Annotated in this window: 13 protein-coding genes; 5 read left to right on the top strand and 8 right to left on the bottom strand. The window is 59.0% G+C overall.

Annotated features, from left to right (window positions below; all coding sequences use genetic code 11):
- Positions 1-114 precede the first annotated feature (114 nt).
- Both BLW71_RS17315 and BLW71_RS17310 read right to left on the bottom strand, forming a co-directional pair.
- The gene (locus BLW71_RS17315) at positions 115-327 is read right to left on the bottom strand and encodes a hypothetical protein (protein ID WP_091798264.1); all 213 of its coding nucleotides are present in this window, start codon (positions 325-327) and stop codon (positions 115-117) included.
- A 224-nt stretch (positions 328-551) separates the two neighbouring features.
- Positions 552-1,304 carry an IclR family transcriptional regulator domain-containing protein gene (locus BLW71_RS17310; protein WP_091798262.1) on the bottom strand — a complete coding sequence of 251 codons (753 nt, stop codon included), beginning with the start codon at positions 1,302-1,304 and terminating at the stop codon, positions 552-554.
- Between the two features lie 289 nt (positions 1,305-1,593).
- Between BLW71_RS17310 and BLW71_RS17305 the strand changes: the two genes are divergently transcribed.
- Positions 1,594-2,526 carry a DMT family transporter gene (locus BLW71_RS17305; RefSeq protein ID WP_091798259.1) on the top strand — a complete coding sequence of 311 codons (933 nt, stop codon included), beginning with the start codon at positions 1,594-1,596 and terminating at the stop codon, positions 2,524-2,526.
- A 98-nt stretch (positions 2,527-2,624) separates the two neighbouring features.
- On the opposite strand, the gene BLW71_RS17300 is transcribed toward BLW71_RS17305, so the two are convergent.
- From BLW71_RS17300 to BLW71_RS17280, 5 genes are all read right to left on the bottom strand, one after another.
- On the bottom strand, positions 2,625-2,876 hold the full coding sequence (locus BLW71_RS17300) for a hypothetical protein (RefSeq protein ID WP_091798257.1): 252 nt from the start codon (positions 2,874-2,876) through the stop codon (positions 2,625-2,627).
- Positions 2,877-3,655: 779 nt separating this feature from the next.
- A complete protein-coding gene (locus BLW71_RS17295; protein ID WP_091800969.1) occupies positions 3,656-4,342 on the bottom strand; it encodes a DUF2242 domain-containing protein in 687 nt (228 codons plus the stop codon).
- Positions 4,343-4,505: 163 nt separating this feature from the next.
- Complete coding sequence (locus tag BLW71_RS17290) at positions 4,506-5,159, bottom strand: lytic transglycosylase domain-containing protein (RefSeq protein WP_091798254.1); 654 nt, start codon at positions 5,157-5,159, stop codon at positions 4,506-4,508.
- A 115-nt stretch (positions 5,160-5,274) separates the two neighbouring features.
- Positions 5,275-6,537 carry a cytochrome-c peroxidase gene (locus tag BLW71_RS17285; RefSeq protein ID WP_502686821.1) on the bottom strand — a complete coding sequence of 421 codons (1,263 nt, stop codon included), beginning with the start codon at positions 6,535-6,537 and terminating at the stop codon, positions 5,275-5,277.
- A gap of 8 nt (positions 6,538-6,545) precedes the next feature.
- Entirely contained in the window at positions 6,546-7,775 is a 1,230-nt protein-coding gene (locus tag BLW71_RS17280) for an alkaline phosphatase family protein (RefSeq protein ID WP_286162015.1), read from the bottom strand.
- Positions 7,776-8,080: 305 nt separating this feature from the next.
- Between BLW71_RS17280 and BLW71_RS17275 the strand changes: the two genes are divergently transcribed.
- The 4 genes from BLW71_RS17275 (at position 8,081) to BLW71_RS17260 (ending at position 11,400) form a co-directional block, all read left to right on the top strand.
- Positions 8,081-8,341 carry a DUF6723 family protein gene (locus BLW71_RS17275; protein WP_091798249.1) on the top strand — a complete coding sequence of 87 codons (261 nt, stop codon included), beginning with the start codon at positions 8,081-8,083 and terminating at the stop codon, positions 8,339-8,341.
- 98 nt (positions 8,342-8,439) lie between these two features.
- Positions 8,440-9,042, top strand: a complete 603-nt coding sequence (locus tag BLW71_RS17270; protein ID WP_091798246.1) for a hypothetical protein — start codon at positions 8,440-8,442, stop codon at positions 9,040-9,042.
- 119 nt (positions 9,043-9,161) lie between these two features.
- Positions 9,162-9,959, top strand: a complete 798-nt coding sequence (locus BLW71_RS17265) for a hypothetical protein (protein ID WP_286162014.1) — start codon at positions 9,162-9,164, stop codon at positions 9,957-9,959.
- 25 nt (positions 9,960-9,984) lie between these two features.
- On the top strand, positions 9,985-11,400 hold the full coding sequence (locus BLW71_RS17260) for a DUF1254 domain-containing protein (protein WP_286162013.1): 1,416 nt from the start codon (positions 9,985-9,987) through the stop codon (positions 11,398-11,400).
- 421 nt (positions 11,401-11,821) lie between these two features.
- On the opposite strand, the gene BLW71_RS17255 is transcribed toward BLW71_RS17260, so the two are convergent.
- Complete coding sequence (locus BLW71_RS17255; protein WP_143048365.1) at positions 11,822-14,164, bottom strand: TnsB C-terminal domain-containing protein; 2,343 nt, start codon at positions 14,162-14,164, stop codon at positions 11,822-11,824.

Below are 14,164 nucleotides of genomic sequence, written 5' to 3'. Positions count from 1 at the left end.
CACGAGCTCTGGCCTTTTTGCTTGCGACGCCTTTATCCGGTTCACATTGCACCTGCCGACAAGCAGCACGGAACGGTCAACCGGCGAGGCTGGCCCGAAAAATCGGGCCGCAGCTTAGTTTTGCGTGCCCTTGTCGTTCGTGCCAGCTGCCGAAGCGGCTGCCGAAACCGGAGCGCGCTTGCCGTGCGTCTTCAGCTTCTTGACGTGATGCTTCTTCGGCGCGCTTGCTGCAGCAGCCGGTGCTGCTGCGTCCGACGCTTGTGCGAAAGCTTGAACGGAAACCAGCGCGATCGAAGCGGCTGCGAGCGAGACGATAACTTTTTTCATGTGTTGTTCCCCAAACCTGGACGACTGAGTCAATGTGAATGAATAAGCTGCACGGTGAAGCAGACAGGGCTTGAGGCGCCTTCCCGCTCCCCGCGGGAGAGTATTACGCAGTGTAGGCGGTTTGTCATGCCCAAAACTCGATATGTATTTTCCGGGAGACAGCTTGCTTTCGACACGCTTTCACTCGTCAAGCGCCGCCTACCAGGGGATTCACCTAGACCGCATCAAACCAGGTTGCGCAACAGGCTGGCGTTCTCCAGAAGGGTCGGCAACACGCGATGCAACGCGGCGTTCGCCGACTCCTGTCCGATCGGCATGCTGACGCTGATCGCCGCCACGACCGAACCATGCCGATCGCGCAACGGCACCGCGACGCCGCGTACGCCCAACTCCAGTTGCTGGTCGGTGACCACGTAGCCATTGCGGCGAATTTCGCCGAGCACATCACGCAACTGTTCGATCGTCGAGTAGGTGTGAGGCGTGAACACCTTGATCGGGTAAGACGCGAGCCACTGCTCGATGCTCTCCGGCGCCTGAAACGCCAGCAAAACCAGTCCCGCCGACGACAACGGCGCGGGCGCGCGCGAGCCGAGCACGAAGCCGACCGCCATCGCCCGGTTCACGCCGTTGCGCGCCACATACACCACGTCGTGTTCATCGAGAATCGCCACCAGCGCGGTTTCCTGCACCGTTGCGGTAATACGTTGGAGAAACGGCTGCACGGTGCGCGGCAAGCGCGCTGAATCCAGATACGACTGGCCGAGCCGCAAGACACGCGGCGCGAGCCAGAATAGTTTGCCGTCGGTGTCCACGTAGCCGAGTTCGCGCAACGTCAGCAGATAGCGACGCGCCGCCGTGCGCGACAGGCCCGCGCGCCCAGCCACCATGGTCGGTGTCATGCGGGCGTGCTCTTCATCGAATGCTTCGATGATCGCCAGCGCTTTGGCCGCGCCGGCGATCCAGTCTTTCTCATCCATTGCGTTTGCCTGAAAATCAGCCGGCTCGCTGGGTCAGTCGTGTACTGAACTGTTGGCCGTCGCGCGATTATCGCCCGAGTCGGGCGCGCTGCGAACGACTATGGATCGATCGGATCATTCAAGGTCGCGTGCGTCTGCTCGAAGATGCCGATACTGCGGGATGTCCGGACATCAGCCCTCGCGGTGCACACGTATCATGTCTGCGGCCGAACGGCGACGCGCTCATCGAGTCGACGCCGCCAGTCAGCCGCGAACGCGTTGTCATCCCATCGAACCTGAAAGACCACCTTTGAAAGCCGAAACCCGCCAACACCTGCACGCCAATATGCTGATGCTGATCGCCGCGATGATCTGGGGCTCAGCGTTCGTCGCGCAACGCCTGAGTCTCGACGCGATCGGACCGTTTCTCTTCACGGGACTGCGCTTCCTGCTCGGCGCACTCGTCGTGCTGACGCTGATTGTTTGTGTCCGGCGCTCCGCGCTGGCCGAACTGTCGAAGCGCGAACCCGGTGTCGCTCGCGAGCTCTTAGGTGCCGGCGTGCTGCTCGGCGTGGTGTTGGCCGCCTCGATTTCGTTGCAACAGATCGGCCTGCAATACACGAAGGTCGCCAATGCGGGCTTCATCAGTTCGTTGTACGTGGTAATCGTGCCGCTGCTGGGCGTGCTGTTCAAACATCGCACGGGAATCGGGACGTGGCTCGGTGCGGCGCTCGCGGCGGTAGGCATGTATTTTCTGAGCGTGAACGAGCGGTTTTCGATGCTGTACGGCGACTGGTATCAACTGGCCGGCGCGCTCGTCATCTCCATTCAGATGATGCTGGTCGGGCGCTTCGCGCTACGTCATGACACGCTCATGCTCGCGCTCGTGCAGTTCGTGACGTGTGGGCTAGCGTGCCTTGTTGTCGGTCTCGCCGTCGAGCCGGTCAGTCTGGCGGTAATTACACGTGCCGCGCCGACCATTTTGTACGGCGGAGCGCTGTCAGTCGGCATCGCCTACACGATTCAGGTGGTCGCGCAAAAGCATGCGGCGCCGTCGCATGCGGCGGTGATCTTCAGCATGGAGGGCGTGTTCGCAGCGCTAGCGGCCTGGCTCGTGCTTGGCGAGACACTGTCGGCGCGCGCGCTGTTCGGGTGCGCGCTGATGCTGGCGGGATTGATCGTGTGTCAGGTGATGCCGGCATGGCGACGCGGGCGTGAACGCTTGCCTCGTACATCGTCCTGAATTCATCGGCTTGAGGATGTAGCCGGTCGACCTATCGCGTGTCGAAGAGTGCGAGCTATTTGCGTAGGCGGTCGGCGTTGCTGTATTGCTGGCCGTCTTTACGCAGCTCGCGACTGCGCATACAAAGCCGGCGTGTCCGCGGTGGGCGGAAATACACACCAGCAGCCGTCGTCGTGACGAAAGAAGAACAACCCGCGTGAGCCCGCCTCGAGCGACGTCTCGACGCGTACATAGCGGCGGCCACCCAGGCGGGTACGGCTGAATTCGGTGACATGAACCGGCACGGAAGGCTCCGGCGCAAGCCATTTTTCCACTAGAAACCGCAGCGACTGTTCGCTTGCCATTCTCATGATCCGCTCCGGGCTGGCTTGTCTCGATGCGCGTCGCGCGTGGGATCGGTATTGTCGTCGCTATCTGCAACGTCCGCGTCGTGTTCAGCGGATGCGAGCGTAATGGCCCGGTTGGTGGCTGCCGCCCGTAGCGTGCTGCAATGGGTGGCATGTCGAATATCCGAGAGAAGACGGACAAGCTGTCGTGCTGTTCTACGTTTCATTCCACACCCCCGCACCGCACCATTAACTTCAGAAAACACTTTAACTCTATGCCTGGATCGGCCGTTACCGAAATGGTTTTGACTAAATAGCAACAGTCGCGCTTGCAAAAAGAGAGACGCAATCTTTGTACCGTCCGTCTTCAATGTGCGCGTCTGGGCGGCTGCGGTCTGTACGGTGGCGAGCGCATGGCGAAGTTGAAAAACCTGCCCGGCAGCAGTTGAAGAAAGGGGCTCGAAGGCGAGTTATCCACAGTTCCCTATGAATAACTTCGGGATAGCGCGTGGAACAGCCTGTGTGCGGAATCTTGATAAGACGGCCCATCAGCCAGGCGCCATCGAACTTATCCCAGGTTTGTAGTTTTTCTACAGACGTGTTCCGCAGGGTTATGGAGTTTGCATGACATTGATGTGACGGAACATTTGGGAGTTATCCACAGAAGGGGTTAACCCTTGTTAACTATTACTACATATATATACGTATGAAGTAAAAAACATAGGATAAGTGATGCTTCGCGGTGAGATTGAAGGCTGATCAGCGCTTGTTCAACCTCCACCCGGCGAACTCCCGTAGATCACTCAAGGCGCCACGCCGACTCCGCTCGCCGGTGGCACGGACGCCGCCGTGCCGATCGCGTCGGGCATCTCGGGAACAGGCGCTGGAGCCGCGGCTTGAACAGGCACCGGCAGGAGGCGCGTCTCGATGCGGCTGCTCGCGACCGGCTGCGTGCGCACCACCGTTTGCAGATAGTGATCGACAAGGCCGAAGAACCGGTCGTAGAACTTGCCCGAGGGAATCGTTTCGCTCGAGATTTTGACCATCGCATCGCTGTTCGAGCGGATCGGCAGCGACAGCGAACCCAGCACACTCAGCCCGACACTCGCCGAGGTGTCGCTTTTCTTCAGCGCAAAGCCGTTCTGAACGGCATTGACGTAGACGATGCTGGTGTCGCTCGCCTCTTCCCCGGGCGTGCAGACCACGTGAAATTCGACGACCACGTGGCTATCGCCGGTCGGCTGGAAATTCTTGGTGCCATCGACGGTGTCGTTACGCGTCATCGTCGTCAGATAGCCTTGGCTCAATAGCGCACGACGCGCGGCCTCGCAGGTATCCGTCGCACTCGAATTGAAATTGCGTGCATACGGGCTCGCGCCAGTTTCGAACAGTTCCTGTTGGAATTTCTGCTGTGGCGCGCTGCTACAGGCGGCAAGGGTCAGCAGGCCGGCAAGCGCGGCGGCAGGGGCTTTAAAAAACGAGGTCGGCATGGTCGATCGGAAGAGACGCCGCGTGAGCGCGAATGGGAATGCATTGTAGAGCGGTTGCCAAATATGCGTAAAAAGCACGCACTCCGGCATATCGCGGGACGTGACAACGCATTACCACGGCCGCGACGCCGTGAGAGAAGAAACAGCAAAAACGGGATGTCGCTCAGTGCGACGTAGCGGGAAGTCCCATTGACGACGCGGTCGCGCCATTTTTCCCGGCGGCGCTGACGGCCGGAATCGTGAACGCATCGGCCCAGCTATCCAGCGCAGCGCAATGGTCGGGCGCGGGTTGCGCCGCGCACGCGACGGCCTGCGCATCCGCCTGTCGATCAGAGTCTTGAGGCGTGGCGACCGCCGCGAAATCTTCAACCTTCAAGCTCACTTTCTGCGCGTAGGCCTGCGAGCCGCCGTAGCTCTTGAGCGCGGCGTTCATGTCGCCGTTGGCCGAGCGCATGTAGCCGTACAGGATCGCCGAACCCACTTCGATGTTCGCGGTCGGCTCGGTGAGATCCTTGACGTTCCTCAGCAGCCCGCGATGCGCGCCAGGCACCACCTGCATCAGCCCGGTCGCGCCGTTGGCGCCCTTGGCCTTTTCCTTGAAGCGGGATTCGATCGAGATGATCGCCAGCAGGAGCGCCGGCGGGAGGGAATATTTCGAGGCGGCGGATTGCACCGCGTCGGAAATCTTTTCAGCCTTTTCCTTTGCCAAGCCGAATTTATGCGTGAGATACGCGGACATTCGCTCGGTGTTTTCGTCCGCCGCCGCGGTCTGCATCAGGCCGAGCGACAGCACGATCAGGCAAAGTAACCGGCTCATAACGGAGGACGGGAAAGAAAAAGGGATCCGGCCATTATAGCTCTGCCCCCAAATTAGACCCAGAACGAGCAGAAATTCGTCTTAGGAATTACGGCCGCTCGTGCTTCTTTCGCGTTCAATGCGTTGGTTTCGGCTTTGGAACGTAATCGTCGTTCAGCGTGGCGAGGAAAGCGGCGACGTCGTCGATATCGCGCTCCGACCAGACCGGACGCTCGCCGGCTTTGCGTGTGAGCGGCTCGTCTGTCGTGTCGACGTTGACGCGTAGCGCGACGGGCAAGTCGTTGAATTTGTCGATCTTGCCGTGCGCATCTTCTGGATACCACTTCGCCGGATTGGTGTCGCGTTGCACGTAGAAGCGCAGCGCGTCCTTCAGCGTATGGAACCGGCCGTTGTGGAAAAACACCTGACGCGTCGCCGTATTGCGCAGCGAGACCGATTTGAAGAGCCCGCAATTACTTTTGTCGCTCGACTGATCGGTGCGCAGCGGTCCGCACAGCCCCATATCGAAGTACTTCGGATCGGAGTTGGCCCGCAATTCCGGATTGCGCGGCACGCCGAGCGCCTGGAAGTTGAAGTCGGTGAAAAGCGGATGGGAGCCGTCGGCGCCGACCTGGTCGATATGGCAGGAGGCGCAATTGCCACCCTCGGGATTGTCGAACAGCTTTTTGCCTCTCAATTCTTGTGCCGTTAGTTGCAATTTACCGTCCAGATAGTAATCGAACTTGCTCGTGTACGGACGGAAACTCGGGTCTTCCAGCTCGAAACGCTCGATCGCGTACATGGCCTGCGTGAACGCCTTGGCGCGATCAACGAAGATGTTCTGACCGAACACTTCCTTGAAACGCGCCGCATAGGGCGCGTGCTCCAGTTTTGCGAGCACGGCCGCCGGATCCGTGTTGGCCATCTCGTTGGGATTGAACAGCGGGAAACTCGCCTGATCGCGCAAACGGTTGAAGCGCCCGTCCCAGCCGAAACCGCCCACCGGCGCGTTGTCCGTTTCGCTCAGACGCTCGGACAGACTGGCAGCCTGCGCGTGGCTCCACATCGGCGTGCGGTTCAGCACGTAGCGCAGGCTCGGCACGGCGCGCGTGCCCTGCGAGTGCATGTCCGCCCCACCCAGCTGTGCCGCGAGGCCGTTGGGCGGCCCATACGCATGCGACGGGCTATGACAGCTCGCGCACGACATCCTGCCCGAGGCCGACAGCGAGGCGTCGAAGAACATCAGCTTGCCGAGCGCGGCGGCGTCGCTATAGGCGGGGTTCGTAGCGGCCGGCGCTGCCGCGGCCGCACCGGACATCAGCGCGGCGCCGAGCAGCGCGGCACGCGCCGCCCAATTCACGCCGGCGCGCGCGGTCAATCGCATTGCAGAAGACAGCATCGAATCGCTTACAGGTTCGTGAAGATGTCGCTGCCGAACCCGACGAGGCCGGCCTGGCCCGCGTAGCCGAGGTGGTCCAGCTGGAAGATGTCTTCAATGCTCTTGAGCATCGAATAGTGGTTGTACTGCACCGTCGATACCGTACCCGGCTTGATGAATTTCGAGATCATGACCGCGCCGGTCTGGTCGCCGCCGAAGCTCTGCTTGGTCAGGTTGATCGTCAAACCCTTGTACGTCAGCGAAGACGTCTGCGGGAACGACGGCAGATTCGGCCCCGGCTGCTGGCTGCAGCAGGTCGCGCCGGTGAAAATCAGATCCTCGCTCGTGCCCGACTGCGTCACCGTCGCGTAACTGCTTTCGTCGAAGTTGATGATCAGCAAACCGTCCTGCTGAAACGCCGGCGACGCCGTGATAATCGGCACCCACTTCTGGAGGAACGTGTTCGCGCTCGTCAGGCCACCCGGCTGGCCGTTCACGCACGGCGCGTCGTGGCCGTCGTCGCACAGGTTCGGCGTGATGAGGTTGAAGTTGGCGGTGGTCGAGACCGACTGCAGGTCGGTCGTGAGCTTGTTCAGATTGACGACGTTCTGCCCGCAGTCCGCCGAGTCGATGATCGAGTGGAAGTACATGAACGGGTTGTGACGCGTCGCGTACTGGTCGCCCAGCGGCACGGCGGCGCTCGGCGCTTCGGCAGACTGCGTCAGGTCGGTCGTGTTGAGCGTCGGGTGGCCGCAAGTGGCGGCTTCACGCGTCGGGTCGTTGCCCATGTCGCCTTCATAGCCCTTCCACGTGTAGCCCGCAGCCTTCAACTGGTCCGGCAACGTCTTGACGCTCGCCGGGTAGACGCAGCCCGAGCCGATCGCCTGGCCGTCCGATGTCATGCCCGTGAGCTTGTAGTCCTGATAGGTGATGCAGTCGTTATCCGTTTCCGGCGTCGCCGCCTGGCCGCTGATCATCGAGATGTAATTGTCGAGGCTCACATGCCCCGTGCCGTAGTACTGCTGCACCATCGCGCCCTGCGAAGCGAGCGTCTGCGAAAGATACGGCGCCTTGCTGTTCGCACCGAAGGTGGTCGCATAGTTTTCGTTCTCGAGCGTGATGACGAAAACGTGGCGGATCTGCTGCTGGCCGCTCAATTTGAGCGACGAGGACGACGATCCGCACGCGGCGACGATCAGGCCGATCAGGACCGCGCAAGCGACCATGAAGAATGCACGCAAGCCGCTGCGTTGTGACATGGAGTGCCCCTTTGTATTGGCGTTTTTAGTGGGGACAAACTTTATGCAGCGCGTATGACGCAGCCGTGAATCACGCTACATTCTTGCCATATAACGGTCATCTCGCGCGGCACATAAACGCGCCTGACGATGCCGGCGACCGGCTTGATCGACGGCCGCTCGCCGGTTCGCTTGTGGACGCACCGGCCGAATCCGCCGGGATTTGAGACAATGAAACCCGCCGGCGAATGTTTTCCCGGTACAACCGGGTGTAGGCTTGGCGTTCTTGCCGCTGTCGGCCCATTGAACAAGCGATGTTTTCAGGTATGGCCAAGACCGCATTTATTCCCAGCGTCCCCGCGACGTCCGAGGACGATTTTGAAATTTCAGCAACGTCGAAGCTCGCCGGATACAAGCGTTTTTTCGGCGTGTTGAAAGTGGTTCGAACCACCGACGCACGCGTGCTCTTTCCGTTCGACGGCGCGCCAGAGCTCGGGCCGTATGCGACCAAGCTGGAAGCGATCGCGGCGGCGCAGGTGTATGGCGAACACATTGTCGCCAGCGACCTGGCGCGCCCGGAGTTGTAGGCGCGAGAGGTCGCCGTTTTTGCGTTGATCGCTGGGGTTTATCGATTGCGTTGCGCGCTTGCGTTAATCGATCGTGATGATCACTTCGGGAGCAGCGAATGACCTGTCCGCGCAGATTCGCTTCATCGGCCGCTGTCATGTGGCGGGCGGCCGCGCTGGTGAGCATTCTCACCGTTGCGCCCTGTCAATCCAGCTTCGCTCAGGACGCCGATGCCCACGCCGGGCAGCAGGCGCTCGCACGCGCCGAGCTCATTCACGCTCAAGTCCGTGTGGTCGCCATCGACACCACCACGAATAGCGTCACGCTGCGCGGCCCGCGCGGCAACCTGGCGGACGTGGACGTCAATCCCGCTCTCGCGGATGTCAGTCGGCTCAGAGTCGGCGACAAGCTCAACGTTGCGTACCAGCAGGCGCTGCTGCTTAGCATCGACAGATTGTCCACCAGGGGTGTGCGCGAACGCGTGGAGACGACGGCTGCGATACCGGCTTCGGCAGGCTATGCGTCGTCGGCGCATAGCGTGAAGGTGGTCGCGACCGTGATGAAGATCGATCGGAAGAACCGCATGGTGACGCTGCGTGGCCCGAAACATCAACAGGAACTCAGGGCCGCAAAGGGGATTCCGCTTGGACAGTTGAGAGTCGGCGATAGCGTGCGCGCCGAGTTTGTTTCGGCGGCAGCGGTGGAATTGGTACGGGAGTAAGGTTGTTTGCAGGCAACCATAGGCACGAAGAAAGACCTGGCGGGTGTTTTTTCCAGCATGCGATCCCAAACAGGATAGGGCATTGTGCGTTCAGCGGTCGTTTCTCCGGGATTTAAACGATGAGAAGATCCAATCTACGCAGCCAGTCTCTTTGCGCGATATTGTTCGGCATGCTCGCAAGCAGTGCCATCGCACAAAGCTCAGCGGACGACGCGAACAAGAGCAATAACCCGCTCAATGCGGCGCCCTCGTTCAACATACAGAATTACTTCACGCCAAGCCTGTTCGGGATCAGCGGTCACACCAACGATTTACTTTTGCGGCCGACAGTTCCGGTCGGCCCGATTGGGCCCATTGGCGTCCCACAGATTTTCCGGGCGACGGTGCCGGTCAGCACTCGCCCGGACGCCTCGGGCGGCTACAACACGGGCCTTGGCGACATCAATCTGTTCGACATTTTTTTATTATCGCAGTCGGATATCCAGATAGGTGTCGGGCCGCTGATTACGGCGCCGACCGCCACGGACCCAAGCTTGGGAACAGGGAAATGGCAGGCGGGACTTGCCGCGGTCGCCGTCAGTGCCACGAAGGCGCGTCTGCTCGGCGCGCTTGTACAGTGGCAGCATTCCTTCGCTGGCCAGAGCGGGCGACCCACAACACAATCGCTCACGGCCCAGCCATTCGGTATCTTTAATCTGCCTGACGGATGGTATATCCGGTCAACCGGCATATGGACCTTCGACCTCCAGCGTGGTACGTATTACATTCCAGTCGGCCTCGGTGCGGGCAAAGCATGGAAGAGCGGCTCGACCATCTATAACGCATTTATCGAACCTCAGTATTCGGTGGCCCACTCTGGCGCCGGGGTACCTCAGTTCACCCTATTCGCCGGGCTGAACCTGACATTCGGAAAATAACGAAGCGACTCTGAGAGGTTAAATAGTGAAACTTTCCAAGCTCTTTATTTCCACCTCGACATGCTTATTGATTTCCATGGGAATGTGCTGTCTCACCTCCGCTCCAGCCAGTGCAACAACGGCAGCGACCTCGGTAACGGCAACTCCTGAGGAAGCCAGGACGATTGCAAAGGATGCGTTCATCTATGCATATCCGATGCTTTACAACTACAAGACGATGTACGAGCAGGCGATTGACCCTACTGCCAAGGCCTACGTGGGAGGATTTGGAAAATTCAGAAACTATTCGCAGCCCTATGGCCCTGAGAACAAGGAAATCGTCACTCCAAATAACGACACGCCTTATTCATGGGCATGGCTCGACCTCAGGCGAGAGCCTTGGGTGCTGACTGTTCCTCCGGTACCCGAGAATCGATACTTTGTCTTTCAATGGATTGACCTGTTCACCTATAACTTCGCCTACGTCGGCTCGCGAACGACGGGCAACCAAGGCGGCCACTACCTGTTTGCGGGACCGAACTGGCACGGCGAGACGCCCAAAGGTATCGACAAGGTCTTCCGTTCGGAGACCGACTTCATTCTGACGCTGGGACGCACAGCATTAAATGGCCCCGGCGACGTGAGCGCCATGCAGGCTATCCAGAAGCAGTACCGGCTCACGCCGCTTTCTTCGTTTGAGCATGCCAAGGCACCGCCCTCTGTTCCAAAGGTGGCCTTTCCGAAGTGGGACGAGCCGAAGGCGACATCCATCGACTTCATCTCATACGTGAATTTCCTGCTGCAATACACGCAGCCACCTGCGCCGTCGGAAGTCGAACTGATGGAGCGGTTTTCAAAGATTGGTATCGCGCCCGGCAGACCCTTTGATGCTTCCGCGCTGCCAGTTGATATACGGCAAGCTATCGAAGCAGGTGTGGCGGATGGCAAAGCTGCGCTAGCCGATGCGGAAAAGCATACGACGAGTTCCTACGACATCTTTGGCTCCCGGCAGGAGATGAACGGCGACTATATGAAGAGGGCTGTCGCCGCGGCCATGGGCATCTACGGCAACACCAAGGAAGAAGCCGTCTACGTAGGCACGCGCGTCAATGCAGACCGCGAACAGTTGCTAGGTTCCCAGCCGTATGTCATTCACTTTGACAAGAAGGACTTGCCGCCCGCGAAGTTCTTTTGGTCGATGACAATGTACGACCTGCCCGGACGTCATCTCGTGGCGAATTCCATTAATCGTTATTCGATTGGTGACCGCACGAAGGGCCTGAAATACGGTGCCGACGGTTCTCTCGATATCTACGTTCAGCACGACTCGCCCGGCAAGGAGAAGGAATCGAACTGGCTGCCCGCACCCACGGGCGCATACAACGTCATCGCCCGGATTTACGGTCCGGGGCAGTCAGTATTTGACGGCACTTGGAAATTCCCCGTCCCACAGAAGCAGTAAGCCTGCGTGGAGGGATCGGAGTGGGGCATGAATAGAAAGGCGGCGACGTGGGTCACAGCGGCTTTGCTTGCGTCGCTCGCAAGTCGTCGTGGCAACACGGATTAGAAGTCGTTACACAACGCACCCGCAGACGACCCGACCGGAAATTTTCTGAATAATCAAAGTTCTACTCCGACGCGTAATCGCTTCTTGTGTCGAGACAGCAGCCGAAAGTAGACAGTGAATGAATTTTCCGAGCCTTTGGATTAGAATCGGTTACGCCCGCCTGGTAAGCCTTTCCGGGCATAACTCCGATTTCGCGCCGTGCCCTCTTCACATTGGCGACCACAGACAAAGAACGACTATCTCGCTCGCCCAAGGTCCGACCTTGCCATCGCGGTCGCCGCACAGCTTGATGCCTTTACCACTCCTCTGGCTCCCGCTACTGGTTTTCTCGAGCGGCCTTTCTAGCTTGCAACCATGCCGCATACTCGGCGTTCGGGGGCTTGGTCCCGATAGACCGCTCCGGAGGAGAAGGAGATACGTTACGCTGTCCTAGCCCGAACGCGGCCGCCTCCCGCTCTTCCCAACGGCGATTGTTCTGGATGATTGCGGTCGCTTTAGCGTTGACCGCGGAGGTGCCTGCGAGGTCGTGTATGTCCCCGTTTGCAGTGCGATGACGCACCGCGTCGGCAACACCGCTGTGCTGCTCGACGGTTAGCAGATTTTTGGCTTTGCGCCTTGTCTGGTCGCCTTCGAGCTCCAGCATAGCGTCCGCCTGTTTGGTCAGCGATAGCTCCTGCCAAGTGAGTTTTTGCACCCGGTCCAAGTCCTCACGAATAACCGTTAACGATTCCACCACATCGCCGCCCTCGCGCTTCCAAAGAAGGTAAAGAGGGTCTGCGGCGAAGCGCTTCACGAAGACTTCCAATGACCGGCCGTACTTAGTCTGCTCTTCAGCAAAGGCCTTCAGGTTGTCCGATGAGTAGCGGACGCCTTCAAAATGTACTTTACCGTTGCGAATCGTGTACGGCTCCCAAGCGATAAATCTGGCGAGAAGTTCTCTTTCTGACCACTGCTTTCGCGCATCTCCTCTGCGCTCACGCTGTTGGGATTCAAAAAGCCTCTTCGGCGTGCTCGTCTCGCCGTCAATGAAGTCTTCGTGGCTCCGCAGTTGCGGTCGGTAAGCGGTGAGGTTGTGTACCGCCACCGCTTCGTAGACAGAATAAATGAAGCGCCCCAGAGACGTTCCCCGAGTCAACAGCCTTTTCCGACGCTCCTCTCTGCTAAGCGGGTCATGTTTACGCGTATGTGCGGCCTCCAAGTCCAACAACGCGTTCTGCATGCACCCGTTGAGGCTCTCGACGCACGCTTTCGTTTGTCCGCTTGCAGGAGGAGAAATTGCAAGCCGGAGTCTCATCTGCTTACACACGACAACTGCGTTTTGCCCGGACGGGCCAGCGCCGTTGTCGAAGAAGACCCCATCGATATTCCCATGCAGCAACCCTTCGGGTGACCTAAGTCCGAGACGCTGAGCAAGCTTAGACTTGTCCGTAAAACAGGACGCGATGCACCTGCGATATGCAATCGAATCTTCACCCGTGAGGATTACCTCGATTCCCAAAACCGCGCGCGAGTTACGCGCGACGGCGAACAGGACTCGTACGTAGACTTTCTTCCACTTGCCCTTGACCTTCGCTCGTATGCCGACTTTTGGTGTCCAGCCGTCGACGTCGACCGTTTCAATCTTTCCTTGCGTGTAGTCGGTCGCTGTACCAGACAGAACGGCGAAATTGGCGTTATGAACGGCAGGGCCGTTCCGCTCCGCGAACAAATCGTATTTGGGAATTAGTTCCTGATTTGAGATTCTGCAGAATGTGTCGTAGGTCGGACGGAGCTCATCTCTGACATCCGCGTAGTGCTCTTCGCACAACCGCAGATATGTCTTAGTTAGCGGCCACTTCTCCTTGACCCAATAACGTCGAAGCGCTTTAAGAAATTTTGTTTCTTTTTCATCTTCGCTCACGGGAAGGCGCTTAATTCGTCTTGGAGTGCCGGTTGCCTCGCTCCTTAGCCTGTCCTGCTTTTCGGCATGAGTCAGTGCTCCAGGTTTATTGACAAGACGTGTCCTCTTACCTGTCACGCCCTTCCCGGCGTGTTGGGCGAGCATAGAATTCTCATGACCGTTGAAATGGCAATGTTGATGGAACAACTTTCTTATCTGAGTGGCATAGCCCCGATGCTGCCCGATGGCGGAAATGACAAACCGCATTGCTTCCTTGAGTGCGCTACCATCAGTAACAATCTGGTCGTTAAAAACATAGTCCTCTCGATTGCCATGACCACCAGCATCAATCATGCAGAACGCTTCAAGAATCTGACGGCGTCGCGCAAATCCATTACGCGCCTTCTGTAAATCTGGGGGAAGCAGGTTCAGCGGCAGCTTCATGTACTCTGGAACGCCATCCACGGCCAAACGCTTAATGTCTTTGAGTGGAGAATCGGGCGCGTCTGCTGTCCACACTTTCCAATCTCCAGGGCCCTGAGGCGAGCCTTTGGAAACGAGCTTCAGGACGTAGAGTTGTCTGTCGACTGGATTCCAGCACATGGCTCGGTATCGCGCATCGCCGTCGCGCAAGCGTGCGAACATATCAAAGCGGCAAAGGCCTTTGGGCCACTCTTCCTGTGGCATCAGTAGCCGCTGGAGCGCCGCCGCATCTGCTATCCGAGGTTTCAGCTGGGATAGCGGTAAGACCTCATCGCTTTGGTCAGTTCGTGTAGACAT

The sequence above is a fragment of the Burkholderia sp. WP9 genome, assembly GCF_900104795.1.
Taxonomy (GTDB): domain Bacteria; phylum Pseudomonadota; class Gammaproteobacteria; order Burkholderiales; family Burkholderiaceae; genus Paraburkholderia.
This window is presented reverse-complemented; position numbering and strand designations above follow the sequence as displayed.

Coding starts and splice junctions, on each gene's coding strand:
- BLW71_RS17315 (WP_091798264.1), bottom strand. CDS start 327: ATGAAAAAAGTTATCGTCTCGCTCGCAGCCGCTTCGATCGCGCTGGTT.
- BLW71_RS17310 (WP_091798262.1), bottom strand. CDS start 1,304: ATGGATGAGAAAGACTGGATCGCCGGCGCGGCCAAAGCGCTGGCGATC.
- BLW71_RS17300 (WP_091798257.1), bottom strand. CDS start 2,876: ATGAGAATGGCAAGCGAACAGTCGCTGCGGTTTCTAGTGGAAAAATGG.
- BLW71_RS17295 (WP_091800969.1), bottom strand. CDS start 4,342: ATGCCGACCTCGTTTTTTAAAGCCCCTGCCGCCGCGCTTGCCGGCCTG.
- BLW71_RS17290 (WP_091798254.1), bottom strand. CDS start 5,159: ATGAGCCGGTTACTTTGCCTGATCGTGCTGTCGCTCGGCCTGATGCAG.
- BLW71_RS17285 (WP_502686821.1), bottom strand. CDS start 6,537: ATGCTGTCTTCTGCAATGCGATTGACCGCGCGCGCCGGCGTGAATTGG.
- BLW71_RS17280 (WP_286162015.1), bottom strand. CDS start 7,775: ATGTCACAACGCAGCGGCTTGCGTGCATTCTTCATGGTCGCTTGCGCG.
- BLW71_RS17275 (WP_091798249.1), top strand. CDS start 8,081: ATGGCCAAGACCGCATTTATTCCCAGCGTCCCCGCGACGTCCGAGGAC.
- BLW71_RS17270 (WP_091798246.1), top strand. CDS start 8,440: ATGACCTGTCCGCGCAGATTCGCTTCATCGGCCGCTGTCATGTGGCGG.
- BLW71_RS17265 (WP_286162014.1), top strand. CDS start 9,162: ATGAGAAGATCCAATCTACGCAGCCAGTCTCTTTGCGCGATATTGTTC.
- BLW71_RS17255 (WP_143048365.1), bottom strand. CDS start 14,164: ATGTCTACACGAACTGACCAAAGCGATGAGGTCTTACCGCTATCCCAG.